At 58.8% G+C, this 17690-nt stretch carries 19 protein-coding genes; 12 read left to right on the top strand and 7 right to left on the bottom strand.

All coding sequences use genetic code 11. The features are described from left to right. Window position 1 precedes the first annotated feature (1 nt). Window positions 2–775 carry a DUF3307 domain-containing protein gene (locus ACSBQQ_RS03070; protein WP_033635070.1) on the top strand — a complete coding sequence of 258 codons (774 nt, stop codon included), beginning with the start codon at window positions 2–4 and terminating at the stop codon, window positions 773–775. Window positions 776–823: 48 nt separating this feature from the next. On the opposite strand, the gene mgtA is transcribed toward ACSBQQ_RS03070, so the two are convergent. Beyond that, window positions 824–3523 (bottom strand): magnesium-translocating P-type ATPase, encoded by a 2700-nt coding sequence (gene mgtA, locus ACSBQQ_RS03065; protein WP_033653591.1) that lies wholly within the window; start codon window positions 3521–3523, stop codon window positions 824–826. Window positions 3524–3765: 242 nt separating this feature from the next. Next, window positions 3766–4464 carry an MgtC family protein gene (locus tag ACSBQQ_RS03060; RefSeq protein WP_025303346.1) on the bottom strand — a complete coding sequence of 233 codons (699 nt, stop codon included), beginning with the start codon at window positions 4462–4464 and terminating at the stop codon, window positions 3766–3768. A 501-nt stretch (window positions 4465–4965) separates the two neighbouring features. On the opposite strand from ACSBQQ_RS03060, the gene ACSBQQ_RS03055 reads away from it, so the two are divergent. Further along, window positions 4966–7149, top strand: coding sequence for a glycoside hydrolase (locus ACSBQQ_RS03055; protein ID WP_060427868.1), 2184 nt, complete (start codon window positions 4966–4968; stop codon window positions 7147–7149). Window positions 7150–7210: 61 nt separating this feature from the next. Then, window positions 7211–8596 carry a CoA transferase gene (locus ACSBQQ_RS03050; protein ID WP_060427866.1) on the top strand — a complete coding sequence of 462 codons (1386 nt, stop codon included), beginning with the start codon at window positions 7211–7213 and terminating at the stop codon, window positions 8594–8596. Here the strand turns inward: ACSBQQ_RS03050 and ACSBQQ_RS03045 are convergent. Beyond that, window positions 8593–9468, bottom strand: coding sequence for a LysR substrate-binding domain-containing protein (locus tag ACSBQQ_RS03045; RefSeq protein ID WP_060425917.1), 876 nt, complete (start codon window positions 9466–9468; stop codon window positions 8593–8595). The genes ACSBQQ_RS03050 and ACSBQQ_RS03045 overlap by 4 nt on opposite strands. 101 nt (window positions 9469–9569) lie before the next feature. On the opposite strand from ACSBQQ_RS03045, the gene ACSBQQ_RS03040 reads away from it, so the two are divergent. Continuing rightward, window positions 9570–10985 carry a pyridoxal phosphate-dependent decarboxylase family protein gene (locus tag ACSBQQ_RS03040; RefSeq protein ID WP_060427864.1) on the top strand — a complete coding sequence of 472 codons (1416 nt, stop codon included), beginning with the start codon at window positions 9570–9572 and terminating at the stop codon, window positions 10983–10985. Window positions 10986–10998: 13 nt separating this feature from the next. Here ACSBQQ_RS03040 and ACSBQQ_RS03035 read toward each other — a convergent pair whose 3' ends face one another. Continuing rightward, window positions 10999–11640, bottom strand: coding sequence for a GNAT family N-acetyltransferase (locus tag ACSBQQ_RS03035; RefSeq protein WP_077791457.1), 642 nt, complete (start codon window positions 11638–11640; stop codon window positions 10999–11001). A 796-nt stretch (window positions 11641–12436) separates the two neighbouring features. Here ACSBQQ_RS03035 and rcsA point away from each other — a divergent pair. Further along, complete coding sequence (rcsA, locus tag ACSBQQ_RS03030; RefSeq protein WP_033635078.1) at window positions 12437–13066, top strand: transcriptional regulator RcsA; 630 nt, start codon at window positions 12437–12439, stop codon at window positions 13064–13066. Window positions 13067–13284: 218 nt separating this feature from the next. Here the strand turns inward: rcsA and dsrB are convergent, their stop codons facing one another. The 3 genes from dsrB to ACSBQQ_RS03015 form a co-directional block, all read right to left on the bottom strand. Further along, window positions 13285–13485, bottom strand: a complete 201-nt coding sequence (gene dsrB, locus ACSBQQ_RS03025) for a protein DsrB (RefSeq protein WP_033635079.1) — start codon at window positions 13483–13485, stop codon at window positions 13285–13287. A 364-nt stretch (window positions 13486–13849) separates the two neighbouring features. Beyond that, window positions 13850–14863, bottom strand: a complete 1014-nt coding sequence (locus ACSBQQ_RS03020; RefSeq protein WP_176589014.1) for a phage integrase — start codon at window positions 14861–14863, stop codon at window positions 13850–13852. A gap of 76 nt (window positions 14864–14939) precedes the next feature. After that, window positions 14940–15239, bottom strand: a complete 300-nt coding sequence (locus tag ACSBQQ_RS03015; protein ID WP_176589015.1) for a helix-turn-helix domain-containing protein — start codon at window positions 15237–15239, stop codon at window positions 14940–14942. A 97-nt stretch (window positions 15240–15336) separates the two neighbouring features. Between ACSBQQ_RS03015 and ACSBQQ_RS03010 the strand changes: the two genes are divergently transcribed. The 7 genes from ACSBQQ_RS03010 to ACSBQQ_RS02980 all read left to right on the top strand — a co-directional run bounded on the left by ACSBQQ_RS03010 (window position 15337) and on the right by ACSBQQ_RS02980 (window position 17611). Beyond that, window positions 15337–15687 (top strand): hypothetical protein, encoded by a 351-nt coding sequence (locus ACSBQQ_RS03010; protein WP_176589016.1) that lies wholly within the window; start codon window positions 15337–15339, stop codon window positions 15685–15687. Further along, window positions 15684–15932 (top strand): hypothetical protein, encoded by a 249-nt coding sequence (locus ACSBQQ_RS03005; RefSeq protein ID WP_060387945.1) that lies wholly within the window; start codon window positions 15684–15686, stop codon window positions 15930–15932. Before ACSBQQ_RS03010 ends, ACSBQQ_RS03005 begins: the two co-directional genes overlap by 4 nt. 3 nt (window positions 15933–15935) lie before the next feature. After that, window positions 15936–16154, top strand: a complete 219-nt coding sequence (locus ACSBQQ_RS03000; protein WP_072270979.1) for a phage filamentation protein Fil family protein — start codon at window positions 15936–15938, stop codon at window positions 16152–16154. An 84-nt stretch (window positions 16155–16238) separates the two neighbouring features. Further along, window positions 16239–16697, top strand: a complete 459-nt coding sequence (locus ACSBQQ_RS02995) for a tellurite resistance TerB family protein (protein ID WP_230202718.1) — start codon at window positions 16239–16241, stop codon at window positions 16695–16697. After that, the gene (locus tag ACSBQQ_RS02990) at window positions 16697–16870 is read left to right on the top strand and encodes a DUF3927 family protein (protein ID WP_435012550.1); all 174 of its coding nucleotides are present in this window, start codon (window positions 16697–16699) and stop codon (window positions 16868–16870) included. The genes ACSBQQ_RS02995 and ACSBQQ_RS02990 overlap by 1 nt, the downstream gene beginning before the upstream one ends. A gap of 111 nt (window positions 16871–16981) precedes the next feature. Beyond that, window positions 16982–17284: a hypothetical protein gene (locus ACSBQQ_RS02985; RefSeq protein ID WP_234722210.1), complete on the top strand. Its 303-nt coding sequence runs from the start codon at window positions 16982–16984 to the stop codon at window positions 17282–17284. A gap of 90 nt (window positions 17285–17374) precedes the next feature. Beyond that, complete coding sequence (locus ACSBQQ_RS02980) at window positions 17375–17611, top strand: hypothetical protein (RefSeq protein ID WP_435012548.1); 237 nt, start codon at window positions 17375–17377, stop codon at window positions 17609–17611. The last annotated feature ends 79 nt before the right edge of the window (window positions 17612–17690 follow it).

The raw sequence follows: 17690 nt of genomic DNA, 5'->3' as shown, positions 1-17690 counted from the left end.
TATGGATCTGACCTATGCGCCTTTGCTGGCCTGGCTGTTGCTCGTCCATCTGCTGGCGGATTTTCCGCTGCAACCGCTGAGTTGGGTGGAAGATAAAATCCAGCATCGCGCGCGTTCACGTTTTCTGGTGTTGCACGCGTTGCTGCACGGGGTGCTGGCCGCCTGGGTGGTGGCCGGTTTCGGCCTGCTGCACGGCGGGCTTTCTTCACTTCAGGTGCTGGCCAGCCTGCTGATCATCGCCGTCAGCCACTACCTGATCGATTTACTGAAGGTCACCGCGATGAACCGCCTGAGCCCGGCCCGCAGTTTCCTGCTCGATCAGGGATTGCATCTGGCGGTAATCGCCTTGCTGTGGCTGGGGCTGACGCCGAATGCCGGTGAACTGCTCGCCGCGCTGGGGCGGCAACTGGGGCGTTGGCAAACCGGCCTGGTGCTGGTGGCCTACAGCCTGATTTATCTGCCGATGAGCCTGCTGATCGGGCAACTGCTGGCGCACTGGACGCCGCAAATGCCGCCTTCGGCCAAGGCCGACAACGACTCGCTGCTGCGCGCGGGCAAACAGATTGGCTATCTGGAGAGAACGCTGATCCTGACCTTTGTGCTGCTGGGGCAAATCCCGGCGATCGGCTTTTTGCTGGCGGCTAAATCTATCTTCCGTTTCGGCGATCTGCGCCAGAGCGACGATAAGATGCGCACCGAGTATGTGCTGCTCGGCACGCTGTTTTCCTTCACGCTGACCATCATGCTCGGCCTGCTGGTCAACAAACTGCTGTAGCGGAGCGGGGGCGAAGAATTTCGCCCCCGAAGTGAGTGCCGAAGCGGCTTACAGCCACTCGCCGAAGCGGCGGATGTAGAAACGCTTCATCAACTGCGCGACCACGCAGTAGCTGACCAGCGTAGCGGCCAACCACGGGAAGTATTCCCACGGCAGCGGCTGCAGGCCAACCAGGGCGCCGAGCGGCGAGAACGGAATGTAGATCCCGAGCGCCATCACCAACCCGGTGGTCAGCAACACCGGCAGCGCCGCGGTGCTCTGAATGAACGGGATCTTCTGGGTGCGCAGCATATGCACCACCAGCGTTTGCGACAGCAGCCCCTCAATGAACCAGCCGGACTGGAACAGCGCCTGGTGTTCCACGCTGTTGGCGGCGAACACGTACCACATCAGCGCATACGTCGTGATATCGAAGATTGACGAGGTCGGCCCAATCCACAGCATAAAGCGCCCGATGTTTTTGGAGTCCCACTTGCGCGGCTTGCGCAGGAACTCTTTGTCCATCTTGTCCCACGGCAGCGACAGCTGGGAAATATCGTACATCAGGTTTTGAATCAACAGGTGGATCGCCAACATCGGCAGGAACGGAATGAAGGCGCTGGCCACCAGCACCGAGAACACGTTGCCGAAGTTGGAGCTGGCGGTCATGTTCAGGTACTTGATGATATTGCCGAAGGTCTCGCGCCCTTTGATCACCCCCTCTTCCAGCACCATCAGGTTCTTTTCCAACAGGATGATGTCCGCCGACTCCTTGGCGATGTCGGTGCCGGTGTCGACCGAAATGCCGACGTCGGCATCGCGCAGCGCCGGCGCATCGTTGATGCCGTCACCGAGGAAGCCGACGGTATGGCCGTTGGCCTGCAGCATTTTCAGCACCCGCGATTTTTGCAGCGGTGTCAGCTTGGTGAAGACCGTGCGCTGCTCCACTTCGCGCGCCAGCGTTTCATCATCCATCTGTTCAATCTGCAGCCCGGAGAGCGGTTCACCCGGCTCCAGCCCGACGTCGCGGCAAATCTTGCAGGTGATCACCGGGTTGTCGCCGGTCAGCACCTTCACCGTCACGCCGTTTTCCTGCAGTGCGGCGATCGCCTGCTGCGCGCTCTCCTTCGGCGGATCGAGGAAGGTCAGCAACCCTTGCACCACCATGTCGCGCTCGTCGGCCACGCTCAGCGGGTCGGCCGGGCGTTGCGCATCCAGCTCGCGCGTCGCCAGCACCAGCACGCGGAAACCGTCTTCGTTATACTCGCGGGCCAGCGCCTGCAGCGCCGCACGGCGCGCGTCGTCCAGTTCCAGCGTCTTGTCGCCTTCACGCACGTGAGTGGCGATCTCCAGCATCTCCTCTACCGCGCCCTTACAGATCAGCTGCTGCTTGCCATTTTCGTCCGCCACCACGATCGACAAGCGGCGGCGCACGAAATCGAACGGCAGCTCATCCACCTTGCTGAAACGCCCCAGGGCTTCGATCCCCGGTTTGCCGCGCCCGAAGCGGATCACCGCCTGATCCATCAGGTTCTTCATGCCGCTCTGATGGAAGCTGTTCAGCCAGGCCAGGTGCAGCACCTCGTTATCCCTGGCGCCGTTGACGTCGATATGGTGCTCGAGAATGATGCGGTCCTGGGTCAGCGTGCCGGTCTTGTCGGTGCAGAGCACGTCCATGGCGCCGAAGTTCTGAATGGCGTTCAGGCGCTTCACCACCACCTTGCGGCGCGACATGGCGATCGCCCCTTTTGCCAGGTTGGAGCTGACGATCATCGGCAGCATTTCCGGCGTCAGGCCGACCGCCACCGCCAGTGCGAACAGCGCCGCCTCGCTCCAGTCGCCTTTGGTGAAACCGTTGATCAGCAACACCACCGGCACCATCACCAGCATGAAGCGAATCAGCAGCCAGCTGACGCTGTTCACCCCGCGATCGAACGCGGTTTGCGCCCGCGAACCGACGATCGACTTGGCCAACGAGCCGAAGTAGGTGCGCCCGCCGGTCGCTACCACCACCGCCGTGGCGGTGCCGCTGGCGACGTTGGTGCCCATCAGGCAGACGTTGGAGAGCTCAAGCAGCGCGTTCTCGCTGGACACTTCCCCTTCGCTCGACTTCTGCGCCACGCTGCCCATGGCATCGTATTTTTCGATAGGGATCGCTTCGCCGGTCAAAATCGCCTGGCTGATGAACAGATCGCGCGAGGCGATAAGGCGCACGTCGGCCGGCACCATGTCGCCGGCGGAGAGCTGAATGATATCCCCCGGCACCAGTTCGCGGATCGGCACTTCCAGCGTCAGCGGATGCGCGCTGTAGCTGCTGCGGCGCAGCACCGTGGCGGTGGTGCGCACCATCGACTTCAGCGCTTCCGCCGCTTTGTTGGTGCGGTATTCCTGCCAGAAACGCAGCAGCCCGCTCAGCGTGACCATGATGAGAATGATAATGACGCCGGTGAGTTCAGTTTCTTCACCGCTCTGGCGCGGCAGCCAATAATCGGTAAAGAAACTGATCGCAGCCAGCACCATCAGCACGAAGATAAACGGGTTGTTGAAAGCCTTGATCAGCTGGATCAAGGCATGCGGCGCCTTGTCGTGGGCAACCTGATTGGCGCCGAACTGCTCCAGCCGCTCATCGGCGTCGTCCTGAGTCAAACCGTTGCGGTTGCACTTCAGGTTCGCCAGCGTTTGGGCGATGCTGTTGGTCGCTTCTTCCGCAATGGCGTAGGTCACCGCGTCTTTATCACGGCGACGCGTTCTTTCATTAATCTGAGTCATAACGCTATTCTCTTATTTTCGTTCTGCGCACAGGGATATCCCGCCCGATAAACAGGTGACTCTGCGCAGAGTGGAATTTTTTAATTAGCGTGACTGAATAGCGTGATTACCCTGTCAGCCACGCAAGAATCATTTCCCTTCCGGGGTCATCGTCCATAACGCCTCCTTAATGCCCGCGTTATTCAGGCCTACCTGAATAAACACGAACATATAATCAAGTTAATAAATATTTATATCATTACTCAGACCGGTAATTCAGACGCAACGCGCCAGCGAACGGCGCTCACGCTTTTTTCCAGGCTGACGCGGCAGACAATACCCTCAATTTCTTTTTGTGCGGCCGGCGTGGCGGTAATTTCCGCGCACACTTCCAATTGCCCCGGGCTGGAAATATCGGCGCTGCGCAAAGATTGCAGCCGCAAGGCGACGCCGTTCAGCGCCTGCAGAATGAGGGTACGCACCAGAATTTCATCCTGCTCGCCACAGGTCACCTGAATGCGATAGCACAGTTCCAGATCGGTCGCCTGCTGGTGCGGCTGCAGATTGATGCGCTGGGCGGCCTCGCGCAGCAGGATATTGGCGCACAGGATCACCAACGTGGCGACCACCGCATCCCAATGCTGGCCCAGGCCGCACAGGACGCCGATCCCCGCCGAACACCACAGCGTGGCGGCGGTGTTGAGGCCGCGAATGTTCAGCCCTTCACGCATGATAACGCCGGCGCCGAGGAAGCCGATACCGGATACGATCTGCGCAGCCACGCGGCCGGCGCTGGCCGGATCGGTGGACATGGAGCTGAGAATAAAGACCGCCGCGCCGGTCGCCACCAACGCATTGGTGCGCAGGCCGGCCATGCGTTGGCGCCACTGGCGCTCGGCGCCAATTACCGCGCCCAGGCACATCGCCAGCAATAAATTTAAAACGAAAGGAGTCATAGCCATGACTGTCCCCTTAATTAACCTCAGGAGATAAAATCATGTGCTGTTTAGCACACGCAAAATCGCGCCGAAAATAAATCAGCGAATCAGCGTACTGTGCCTGGAGGGAAAAGGCTGTGGCTGCAGAATACCATAATAACGTCCAACTCAATTCACCTGAAACCATCAGGCCTCAGGAAACGTTTTATATTCGGGTGTGCACAGCTCAGGAATAACTGGAGAGGGGTGCTGCCCGCCAATAACGGCAAGCAACAAATCAGAAGAGAATTGGTCAGCTTGCCTTATTTGTTTTATTACAACTACAACTGTCCAATTGGGTTTCTCCACTGAAATTTTGGCTGAGTATAGTGACGTCGGGTAATGAAGTAAAGGCTAATTTATTAAACGAAAAATAAACTGAAATACCGCGATGATATTTCGATGTCACAAATCGGCAGCGACAGCGTTGGGCGGCAGTGCGCTTATCGGTAAACTGCTCCCCTTCATCTTTCAAGGATGCCCCCGATGAAACATCGGCTTTCCCCGCTCGCGCTCGCGCTGCTCGTCAGCTATCCCGCCGATGCCCTGCTGCTGCAGCAAGGCGACGCGCAGTTTGAACTCGATCCCGCCACGCTGCGCATTGCCGCCGGCGCTGTGCCGGTCAATCTGGCGCAGCCCGCGCAACAGGTGGAAGATCTCACCGCGTCGCCACAACGCGCCAGCTGGCGCTGGCCGCAGAGCGCGGTCAAGGTTAGCGCCCGTCTGGAAGGCGGCGATCTGCGCCTGAGCTTCAGCAGCGACCGGCCACAGCTTCTGAACTGGTATCGCCTGCCGCCACAAACAGAAACGCTGCTGTTGCCGATCGGCGAAGGCAGCCGCATTCCGCTCGACAACGCCGTCTGGCGCCATTACCTGACGGCGGAAATGACGCCGCTGGATACCAACTGGGATCTGAAGCTGCCGCTGTGGGGCCAGCAGCACCAGGGCAAGGTCTACAGCTGGCTGATGTTGACACCGTTCAGCAACCGGGTCACCTTCGCCTCGGCGCAGGAAAAGCTGGAGATGCGCGCCGGGCATCAGTTCAACCGCTTCAATCAGCAACAGGCATTCGAGGTGCTGCTGCACGTCGGTGACACGCCGCTGTCCGGCGCCCGCCGCTATCGCGACTATTTGCAACAGAACGGCCAGTTCAGCAGCCTGCGCGAGAAGATAAAGCAGGCGCCCGAAGGCGAAAAGCTGATCGGCGCCACCCATGTCTACCTGTGGGGGGACAAACTGCTGGCGGCGGAAGATGTCAAAGATTGGCCGGGGTTGCTGCACTACCTCGCCTCTCCCGCCGCCGAAGCGCTGCGGCAGCGGATGGATGCCGAGAGCAGAAAGCTCCTGCTGCAGCTGGCGGGCAAAACGCCGGAGGGCTGGCAGCAACAGCCCCTGATCGACGGCATTAACCAGGCGTTGACGGCGCAAATTCCGCTGGGCGCCACGCCGGATGACGCCGACTTTCTGCAGGCGCAGCAGCGCCAGGCCGCTGCGGTTCAGGAGCGGGCGCAACAGGAACTGGGGCGCTGGCTAACCCCGGCAGACCGTTGGGGGCAAGGGCTGGCCGAACCGGTGATCGACGCGCTGCGCCAGGCCGGCTTGCCACGCCTGTGGTTAGGCACCGATAACTGGACCGCCGCCTTCCTGCACCCGCAGGCGGTAACCGCCACCAAAGCGGCCGGCTATCTGATCGCCAGCTACGACTCCTACGATACCGCCATTGCGCGCGGCGTGAACGACAGCTGGCTCACCGCGCAACTGCCGACGGCGCTGCGGGAAAGTTGCGCCATCGTGCGCGCCGACGGCAGCAAGAAACCCGGCTTCGGCAAACAGGGTTACTACCTCAACCCGGGCTGCGTCCTGCCCTATTCTCAACGGCGCATGCGCGAGCTGGTGCAACTGGCCGGGTTGAACAGCCTGTTCCTCGACGTGGACGGCACCGGCATGGTCTCCGACGACTATCAGCCCGGCCACCCGACCGGCGCGGCGCAGATGGCCGAGGCGCGCAACGCCCGGCTGGCCTGGTTCAGCGCCACCCTTAAGCTGCCGCTCGGCTCGGAGGACGGCAATGCGGTGACCGCCCGCAGCCTGATGTTCGCCCACGGCATGGAAACCTGGGGATTCGGCTGGGGCGACAAGCAGATGAATCAGGATAAATCCTCGCCCTATTATCTCGGCGCCTGGTGGCCCAACGCCCAACCGGCGTTTTTCTTCCGCCCCGCCAAGGTGAAGCAGCCCTACCGCACCGTCGAATTCGATCCGCGCTATCGCCTGCCGCTGTACCAGGCCGTTTTCCACGATGCGATCGTCAGCAGCCACCACTGGAATTACGACAATCTGAAGTTCAGCGACGTTCAGACCACCCGCAGTCTGCTCAGCCAGCTGTACAACACCGCGCCGATGTTCCATCTGAGCCGCGCCACCCTGGCGGCCCGCCTGCCGGCGATCAAACGCGCCGACGCCGCCTTCCGGCCGTTGCATCAGGCCCTCTGGGACAAAGCGCTGACCGACTTCCGCTGGCTCGATCGGGACGGCTGGGTGCAGCAGACGAGCTTCAGCGACGGGTCGACGCTGACCGCCAACTTCAGCGCGCGGCCGTTCGCCGGCGTAGCGGCCCACAGCCTGCGCGCCAAACTGGCCGACGGCCGCACGTTCGACGTTGCGCCTTAGCAAGGTCGCCGGCGATGAGCTACGCTAGGCTATATTTCCGACGACCCGCAAGGAGTGGCTGATGACGCCTCTGATCCACACTCTGCTCGACGAGATTTGGCAAAGCCTGGGGCAACGCCCCGCGCCCTGCGACCGGTTAACCGTAAGCGGTACCGGCGCATTGCCCTCGGCTTTTCCCGTGACCGAATTGGCTACCGCCGCCTGGAGCGCCGCCGGTTTGGCCTGCGCCGAGTTGCTTCGCCGCGAGGCAGCCGATGCGCCGCAGGTCTGGATCGATCAACGCCTGGCCTCGCTCTGGTTCGGCTGGACGCTGCGCCCGCTGGGTTGGACGCTGCCTGCCGCCTGGGACGCCCTGGCCGGCGACTACGCGACGGCGGACGGCTGGATACGCCTGCACACCAATGCACCGCACCATCGGCGGGCGGTGGAACAGGTGCTGGGCCCGGCACCGGACAAAGGCGCGCTGGCGGAACGCGTGCTGGGCTGGAAAAAAAGCGAGCTGGAGGAAGCGGTGATCGAAGCCGGCGGCTGCGCGGCCCAAATGCGCTCGGCGGCCGCGTGGCGACAACATATTCAGGGCAAGAGCGTGGCGCTCGAACCGCTGATCCACGCCTCGCTGCAGCCGGAAGCGCCGCTGCCGGGCTGGACGTTGCCCGTCGCCCGGCCGCTGCACGGCGTGCGAGTGCTGGATCTGACGCGTATTCTCGCCGGGCCGATCGCCACCCGTTTTCTCGCCGGTTTGGGCGCCGACGTGCTGCGCATCGATCCCTACGGTTGGGATGAGCCCGGCGTCGAGCACGAGGTAATGCTGGGCAAACGCAGCGCGCGCCTCAACCTGACCAATGCGCACGATCGCCACACGTTTGAACATCTGCTGAGGAACGCAGACGTGATCGTGCACGGCTACCGTGCCGGTGCGCTGGAGAAGTTGGGCTATGGCGCGGAGGAAAGGCGCGCGCTGGCGCCGGGTCTGATAGACGTCTGCCTGAATGCCTACGGCTGGAGCGGACCGTGGCGCACCCGGCGCGGTTTCGACAGCCTGGTGCAGATGAGCTGCGGGCTGGCGGAGGCGGGCATGGTTTGGCGCAGCGCCAGTTTGCCGGTACCGCTGCCGGTACAGGCGCTGGACCACGCCACCGGCTATTTGATGGCGGCGGCGGTGCTGACCGGTATGGGGCAACGCCTGAGCCGCGGCACCGGCTACCACGCGCGGCTGTCGCTGGCGCGCACGGCGCAACTGCTGCTGGCGCATCCCTGTTCGGCAGATTATCGGCCGGAGCCGCTGACGCCGGCCGGAACCGCCGACGAGAACCCGGAAACGGAACTGACTTACTGGGGCGCCGCGCAACGCCTGCGCGCCCCGTTAAGCCTGCAGGGTACGGCGCTGCAATGGGCGTTGCCGGCGACCACGCTCGGCACCTCACAGCCGGAGTGGCTGCGCCGTTAAACCGCCGCCAACTGTTGCTGCAGCCACTGCAGCAAGCGTGTGACCGCCGGCGTCAGCCCGGCGGTCTGCGGCCACACCAGATAAACGTCGTCCTCGCTCAGGCGACAGGGCGCAGCCAGCGCCACCAGCCGCCCCTCGTCGATCGCATCCTGCACCAGCAGCTTTTTCGCCAGCGCGATGCCGAACCCCTGCTCCGCGGCGCGAATCAACAACCCGGCATCGTTGAACACCGCCTGTTGCCGCCCGCACCGCGAGCGCCCTTGCGCATTGAACCAGTCGCGCCACGGGCTGACGTCGTGCTCCAGCAAGGGGATGTCGCCGCCGTTCTCGAATGCCGTTCCCCACTGCCGCGCCATATCCGGCGAGGCGACCGGCAGCACGTCGCCCGACGCGATGCGCTGCGCCTGCAGCCCCGCCCACTGGCCGCTGCCGATGCGGATCGCCGCATCGAACCCGCGCTGCGACAGATCCTGCAACGCCAGCGAGGCATCGATATCCAGCGCAATATCGGCGCAGGCTGCATGAAATGCCGGCAACCGCGGCAACAGCCAGTAATGGGCAAAAGACGGCAGCACGCTGATGCGCAGCGTCTGGCTCGCCGCCGAGCGCCGGGCGCGGGCGACGCCCTGCTGCAGCGCCTGCAGCGCCGGCTCTACCGCCGCCAGCAACTCTTTCCCGGCGGCATTCAGGCGCACACCGCGCCCGCGCCGTTCAAACAGCGGGTAGCCCACCGCCTGCTCCAGCAGCTGAATTTGCTGACTGACCGCGCCATGCGTCAAATGCACCTGCTGCGCCGTGGCGCGCAAATTCTCCAACCTGGCGGCGATAGCAAAGGTCGGCAAGACATGCAGCGGGAGACGTTCATTCATCATTGGTTAACCAGACTAGCCAAAAAGGCTATTTTTCATCGATTTTGGCCCGCAGGCAAATGTTCTATGTTTACCCCATCATCCCTGACGCTTTCGGAGCCGCCATGCACCCACGTTTACAACAGGATCTTGCACAGTTTCCGCAGATCCTCGACCACACCCGCCAGTTGGCGGAAGATTTTCTGGCCGGGCTGCAGCAACGCTCGGTCTGCCCACCGCTCGCGCAACAGCAGCTGCAACCCGGTGACGATCGGCTAGCGGAAAACGGCGAAGGCGCCCTGGCGGCGCTGGATGACTTTTGGCAACGTTATCAGGCGGGCATTTCCGCCAGCGCCGGCCCGCGTTATTTTGGCTTCGTCACCGGCGGGGGCACGCCGGCGGCGGTCGCGGCAGACTGGCTGGTTAGCGTGACAGACCAAAATAGCCAACTCAGCCATGATACGATCGCCGCGGCGATCGAGCTGGCCGCGGTGACGCAGTTGAAATCCCTGCTGGGCCTGCCGGAAGCGTTCAGCGGCAGCCTGGTCAGCGGCGCCACCATGGCCAATTTCGCCGGGCTGGCCATTGGCCGGCAGTGGCTGGGGCAACAGCACGGCGTGAATATCGCCCAACAGGGCCTGGCGGCGCTCGGCCCCGTCCAGGTGCTGGCGGCCAACCCGCATTCCAGCAGCGTGAAGGCGCTCAGCATGCTCGGCATCGGCCGCGACGCGCTGACGACCGTCGCCAGCCTGCCGGACTCAGAAGCCATGGATATGGCGGCGCTGGAGCGACAGCTCGCCGCCGGCGCAGGCCGTCCCACGCTGGTGCTGGCCAGCGCCGGCACGGTCAACACCGTCGCTTTCGACGATCTGCCGCGTCTGCTGGCGCTGCGGGAGCGCTACCCGTTCTGGCTGCATGTCGATGCGGCATTCGGCGGCGTGGCGGCCTGCTCGCCGCTATACGCCCCAAGGCTCGAGGGCTGGCAGCATGCCGATTCCATCACCGTCGATGCGCACAAATGGCTGAACGTGCCTTATGACAGCGCGATCCAATTTACCCGCCACCTGGATCTGCAGATGCAGGTATTTCAGAACCATTCGGCTTACCTGGAAGCGCCGACGCCGCGGCCGGACAACTATCTGCATCTGACGCCGGAAAATTCGCGCCGCTTCCGCGCCCTGCCGCTTTGGCTGACGCTGAAAGCCTATGGCCGCAGCGGCATACGGGATATCGTCGAGCGCAATGTCCGATTGGCGCAGGCGCTGGGCGCGGCGTTAGCGGCCGACGACGGCTTCCATCTGCTGGCGCCGGTGAATTTGAACGTGGTGTGCTTCGCGCTCAGTCACCCGCAGGGCGACAGCGAAGCGGCGCGCGATCGCTTTCTCGATCGCCTTAACCGGCACGGCGTGGTGCGTTGCACCCCAACGAGCTATCACCATCAGCCGGGGATCCGCGCCGCGCTGGTCAACTGGATGACAGAGGAACAGGACATCAGACTGGCGCTGGACTCGCTGCGCCATTGCCTGGCGGAAGCGGCCTAATGCACGCGGCGCATTACTCGCGTCGGAAGGCCTGCAATTGCCGTGCTTGCCGCCCGTCATCGCCGATGTTATCCGGCGATAGCCAGGCGGCAAACGCCGCGCGCCGCGCCGGCCATTCCCCGTCGACGATCGACAGCCAGTCGGTGTCGCGCGTGCGTCCTTTGACGACGACGGCCTGGCGGAACGTGCCTTCATAGCGGAACCCCAGGCGCTCGGCGGCCTGACGTGAAGGCAGATTGAGGCTATCGCATTTCCATTCGCAACGCCGGTAACCAAGATCGTCGAACAGGTGCCGCAGCATCAGGAAGATCGCCTCGCTGCCCAGCGCACTGCGCTTCATCAGCGGCGACCAGTTGATGGTGCCCAGTTCGGCCACGCCGTTGGCGGGATCGATGCGCAAAAAAGCGCAGGTTCCTACCGCGCGCCCGTTCGCCCGATCGATCACCACCATCGTGTTTCTGTCTGCGCTGGACGCCTGCGCCTGGAGATAACGCTGGAAATCTGCGCGCGACTGCGGGCGTTCCCAAAACAGATAGGTCCAGTCGCGATCGTCCTCGGCGGTTTGATAAGCCTGATAAAGCGCATCCCCCCAGCGCTCGAGGTTAAGCGGTTCCAGGCGGCAAAACCGCCCTTGCAGTGGCGTGTGGCCGGGCATGCCTGCCGGCTGCCAATGAGGGAGGGCTTCACCTATCGGCTGCCCATACTGATTCCGTCTCACCGCGGCATCCTGTTTTTTGAAAGGTGGAGAGGCAAGTTAAAACCAACGCGGGCCAGAGACAACTCCGACCTGCCATTCCTCCCCGGGGATCGGGCAGCAGGATGATAGTTTAGAAAAATCACTCAATCACCGTTAAACATTCACGAAAACTATTTCATGTGAAATAAATATCCAGATAACTCATTGTAAAACGGTGATTTATAGCAACAATTAAGCTACACATTCCAGCCAGAATGTTAACTTCTGTTTGTTGTTATGATAAAAAAAGGCGTGCTTATCATTTGCGCGAAAAGCAAAAAACACCACAAGATAATGATTTTTATATGTAAAAATCCAAAGCACTCAGTGCGAGCGTTTTTTCACCGCTCAAGAAACACGCTAAAAGACCTCAAAAAAACGACACATGAATTTTTTTTAAGACTTTTCCTAGCAAACTAAAATTTTGTTTCGTGACATGATGAACAGATTCACGGCAAGCAATGCAGACAGGCTCGGGCGCCAAGCGCAAATCAGGCTCAACATGCCGAAGCTGGACGAACAGCAGATCGCCCTGACTTAAGCCAAACTTATAGATTCATGCAATTAATAAGTTTAGTATGAAAATATCATTGAGTGACGTCGTGTTTATTGATAGAACACTCGCTACACTGAATTATTGCTCCATTTTGCCTTTCGGCTTTTTAGGCTTTTTCTCATATTACCGCAGTAAAACGGATTTAAGTGGGGGTGCGATATGCCAACGATCATCATGGATTCATGTAGCTATACCAGATTGGGATTAACCGACTATCTGACTTCGCATGGCGTGAAGAAACGCCATATTAATGCCATCGAGGACATTGACAGCCTGCACGAAAAATGCAGCAAGTTGAATCCCAGCCTGGTGTTTATTAACGAGGACTGCTTCATCCACGAAGCGAACGCCACCGAGCGAATAAAACGGGTGATTTCACTGCACCCGGATACGTTATTCTTCATCTTCATGGCCATTACCAACGTACATTTCGACGATTATTTATATGTTCGCAAGAACGTCATCATATCGTCAAAATCCATCAAACCAGAGACTATGAATCAGCTACTTAGTCACTATCTCGAGAGAACGTCCCTACGGGCGGAGAAATCCTCTCTGGATCAAACGCCGGTAACGCTGAGCCAGACCGAATCGAACATGTTACGCATGTGGATGTCCGGTCAAGGCACCATCCAGATATCAGACCAGATGCAAATAAAGGCCAAAACGGTCTCTTCCCACAAAGGAAACATCAAGCGGAAAATAAAGACGCACAACAAGCAGATCATTTACCACGTTGTTCGTTTGACCGATACCTTGACCAGTGGAATATTTGTCAATAGCCGTTAAACCACAGAGAACGCCCCCACTCTGTTTTGCCAGCCGTTAAATACCTGGTGATAATGTCATCTGGATATCAGATGCTGGCGCCCTTAAAAGAATACCTGCTGCGTTATCCCCCGCTAGCGCAACGGGTATTTTTTTGTCATCGATAAAAAGAATCTTACCGCTATGAAATAATCTCAAAACGGACAATTTCATTAGCAAATTAATGAGATTAGCCGACGTTACTGCCCATGCTCGCGACAGGGCTCCACAAACGTGCCGTCACGACTGTCGATTTCATTAAAAAACCATACGCCCGCCGGGTAGTCGTCAAGAGAAACCAGATACATGGTGCCTTCGTTGAACACCTCTACGGCCAAAATGATGCCTTCACGCCGCGGGCCGCCGTCTGTTTTTACCGTCACTCGATCGTTAACCTGCATACCATTCCCCATTATTTGCGATTGCCGTCAGTGTATTACAAAACCGAGGGCGATGGACACCGCCCTAACCCTGCCGGCCTCTGCTATCAGCGTAGCAGCCGCCTGGATTTTCACTTTCTTAACGGTTTGGCCGCAGAATCTTAAGCCGGTCTCGCGTAGCCTGTCTTCAGGCGTTTCCCCCCCAGAGAAGCGCTCGCAAATGAAGAAGTAACAAGGAACTTTTGCCCGCAGACTTGCGGGCTTTTTTTTGATCTCCTTGTGGGCACAAGGCATCGAAAGCAAATATCATCACTTTAAAATCAATCAATTACATCAAAACAACAAATCAGCGAAACGAATCAAAGCGAATCGAGCGCAATCAGGGTCAACCTAATTTTGGCAAAATGTGGACACCACCATCTTGGTGATATTCCAGCGGGTTGAATCGCACGGCATCGAGTAGGTAGTCAGGTGCAAAGTGCGCATAGGTCATAGTTTGTTCAATCGTGGCATGTCCTAAAATCTTCTGTAAGGCCAGAATATTGCCGCCGTTCATCATAAAGTGGGAACCAAATGTGTGCCTAAAAACGTGCGTCGCCTGCCCGTTTGGCAAGTCGGGGATCAACTTTTTCAGTAACTGCCGCACCCGCGTGTAGCTCAACTTAGGAAACACTCGGCGCCCAATGATGGAACCTTTGATGTCTTTGAACAACTCCGGGGAGATAGGGACTGTTCTGTCCTTCCCGTTTTTTGTGTCCACGTATGTAACACGATTTTTTATGATGTGTTCATCAAGCAGGCTTTCGACCTCGCCGAAGCGTGCACCGGTTGCAAGAGCAAGCCGAACAGCGCGGAGATCATTCGGGTGCGTTTCATCCAAAAGTTGAGCGATCTGGGCGTTGGTCAAGAACGCCATTTGAGAGCGTTTTGTTTTCGCGCGCTTCAGCCCTTTCATAGGGTTGTCCCCCTGAAACTTGCCAGCTGCTGCCAACGCAGTAAACACACCACTCACGCGGATTTGCATGTTGTTAATGGTTCGTGGGCTAATCCCTTCCGTGAGCCTGGCCGCCCGATAATCAGAGAAAAGTTCATGCGTAATCTGATCAGCTCGCGGGTGTTTCATATACGCATCGAAAGCAATCAATGCCAGGTAGGTACAGCGGCCAGCCTTCAGGGTTTGTCCGTAGTGCGCCCACCAGAGATCAATCAGCTCTGAAAATGGCCGCCGATCTTTGGGTTTATCCATCCAACCCTTGTTGTGCTGGGTTGCGATAACCCACCGTTCAAACTGCTGCGCTTCGTTTTTGGTCGGGAACTTTTTACGAACGCGAGGGCCGTCACGTCCCTGCGGTCGAACGTCAACCATCCACTCACCGGTATCAGTAGGCTTTATGCTCATAGTTCCCCCTCAAGCCAAAAACACTTTTCGGCGCAAATGCCACCCTTTCCCCAACTTATCCAAATTTTATAGACGGTTAGCCAACCTTCCGGCCGCTTTGGTGGTTGGATGTGCTGTTTTGCCCATCAGGGGAGAGAGCCGGAGAGATCTGCCCCACTTCGGGCATCGTCTTACCAGTCATAAGCCACATAGTGTATTTCTCAAATTGTGGATGCTTGATGATTTTATCTAGCACCCCGAGCCCCACTTCACGCTGACCTGTCTCATAGTTGCGAATCGCGCCCAGGCTAACCCCTGTTAGCTGCGCTAACTCCGGCTGCGTTAATTTCTCCGCATTACGAACGGCTTTAAGTTTTTCGCCATACCCGCTTGACATCATCCTCTCCTGAAGATTATTCTCACCTTCACATCCTCAATTGAGGATGATTAAAGTGAATCGAAATATATTTAGGTTGATCTGCCGAGGATAACGCATGAAAGGCCAAGCTCAAAGAAAGGTAAATGAAGTTAATCAAGCGAGATCACAGCTTTATGGCGGACGTTTGGCTGGACGCTCCACAGCTGAAAATCGTGCCACCGAAATGGCTCTGGAATACATCACCAAAAACGGCATCAAGCCACGCATGACCCTGAAGGAGTTTGCTGAGTTCTTCAAAATGCCACTGGAGCAGGTGCAAAGTGATGCCCGCCGTAATTACCTGCCATTAATGCCGCGCACTACCCCAGGCCGCCGCGAACTGCTGCAGGTGAACATGGTTGCTTACTACGCGCATAGTTTGGCGGCCAGCGGTAATTACATTGCAAATGCAACGGCATTCCAATGAACGCCCCATTCTACGCCGCTGCTAACCGCGTGCTCCGCATGTATGAGCTACGCCAACAGCAGATAACTCGCAGGGCGCCACACTCACAGACTGAAATCGAGTGGGCCGCCGATCTGCTGTTGGGCCTGGCTGGGGCGGCTGCATTTTCTGCCAGCAAGGAAGCCGTTTCGCTACGCGATGCCGCCGAATACTGGAAGCGCTACGGCAAACAACCCGACTTTTTCCCCGAAACAATCGAGGCTTAACCCATGACGATCACAGCACAGTGCCCATCACTGGCCGCCATGCTGACACAAGGCCAGCAAATTACCCACCGCCGCCACACTCGCGGCTGGCTTGAACTGCCAGACGGTCGCCACTTCCAACCTAAGGCCACCGATGTGCAGTTCATACCCGGCATGCGTAAGCCGTTTATGTCGCGCCCCCGTCCGCGCTGGTTCGCCCGCCTGATGGGGATCTTCGCCTGAGGGTGAAAGCCCTCTCTAAACCCATAGTTTATAGAGGGTTTTTAACGGGTGACCGTGTGCGGCAGAGGCAGGCGGTTGCTAATCATGGCAACAACTGAGGGTAACAATATGGGATTTCTGGGATTTGGTAAGAAAGTCGCCGCGGCGAAAGTTGAGCTGAAGAAGGTGGAGAACCGCGATCTGATGGAAGCCATCGTCGGCGGCTGTCTGCTGGTTGCTGCAGCTGACGGCACGATCGAGAAAGAAGAAACCGCCAAGCTGGATCAGCTGCTGCGTTCTAACCCGCGCCTGGGTCACTACGGCAACGAGATCACCGCGCTGATCACCCGCTTTACTGAACAGCTGGAAGCCGGTTTCCGCGTTGGCCGCATGAACATTCTGCGCGAAATCGAAGACATCAAAAACACCCCGACCGAAGCCGAAGAGGTCTTCGTCAACATGCTGACGATTGCCGAGGCCGACGGCGAGATCGAACCGGAAGAACAGAAAGTTCTTGAAGACGTTGGCCGCCGTCTGGGCCTGCGCGTGGAAGATTACCTGTAATGCGCGCGCTGCTCGGCAACCTGCGCCTGATTGGTGTGCTGATCCTGGCATTCACGGTTGTGGCCGTGGACTTCACCAGTTATGTGCTTTCGGTCGTTGGCGATCTGTTCTTTGTCGGCGCGCTGGTTGCACTGGCATGGCCAGCGCTGAACAACAAGGCAGCATCCGAATAAACCGCCTTTGCGCCGGGATAGGCTCCGGCACCCAACACAAAGCGCACGTTTCGGGGCGTCACCATGTGCGCTTTTTGATGGGTCAGAGTATGCGAGGTGACTATGGGCGGCATGACAACAGAGCAAGTGCAATCAGTTGGCAAGTTCCTGACAACCGCTAAGCAGCTTCTTGCCTCAGCAAAATGCGTCAACCCGACAGCCGTTTTTTATGACGGGTTGATGGATAGCCAGAAAAAAGCCGTATGCACCCTGGGCAATATTGATAGCCGGGTGAAGCTTTCCGCCAAACATATATCAATGAGGTTTGAGGAAATGAGCAAAGAAGAACGGCGCGCGGTTTACCGCGGCATTAAAGAATTGCAACGCCTGGGGCGACGAGTGCCGACGCTTTCAAATATCGGTGACTGCGACTAACCACACCTGAACAGTAATTAATCCAACTGAACAAAATGCGGGCGCATTTATATGTGCCGGGGTTTCTTCATCCTGAAAAAAGGTAATGCCATGACAGACAAAACCGTAAATCAACCGACTTTTATCGGCCTCGATCTGGCCGCGGGAATTATCGGCAATGAACGCCGCTCTGAGCGTCTCGCCTTGCTGAAACAGCTGGATCGCCGTCTCGACGAGCTGGAGCTGCACGGCGACCAGCGCGAGCAAATCCTGATCCGCCTGCGCCATTGGGTTGCATCCCGTAAGGCGCCGACAGACACCACAGCACAAGACGTCACGCCATGCTGATCCCTTTAGCTATCGCCGCCACTGCATTCACCGGAATTGTGTGGGTTTGCCTGCTGGCCTGGATTACTTACCGCTGGTG

The organism is Serratia sp. G204Y, assembly GCF_051172435.1.
In the GTDB taxonomy this organism is placed as follows: domain Bacteria; phylum Pseudomonadota; class Gammaproteobacteria; order Enterobacterales; family Enterobacteriaceae; genus Serratia; species Serratia sarumanii.
Note: the sequence above shows the minus strand (reverse complement) of the source record. Positions and strands in the feature narration are given on the sequence as shown.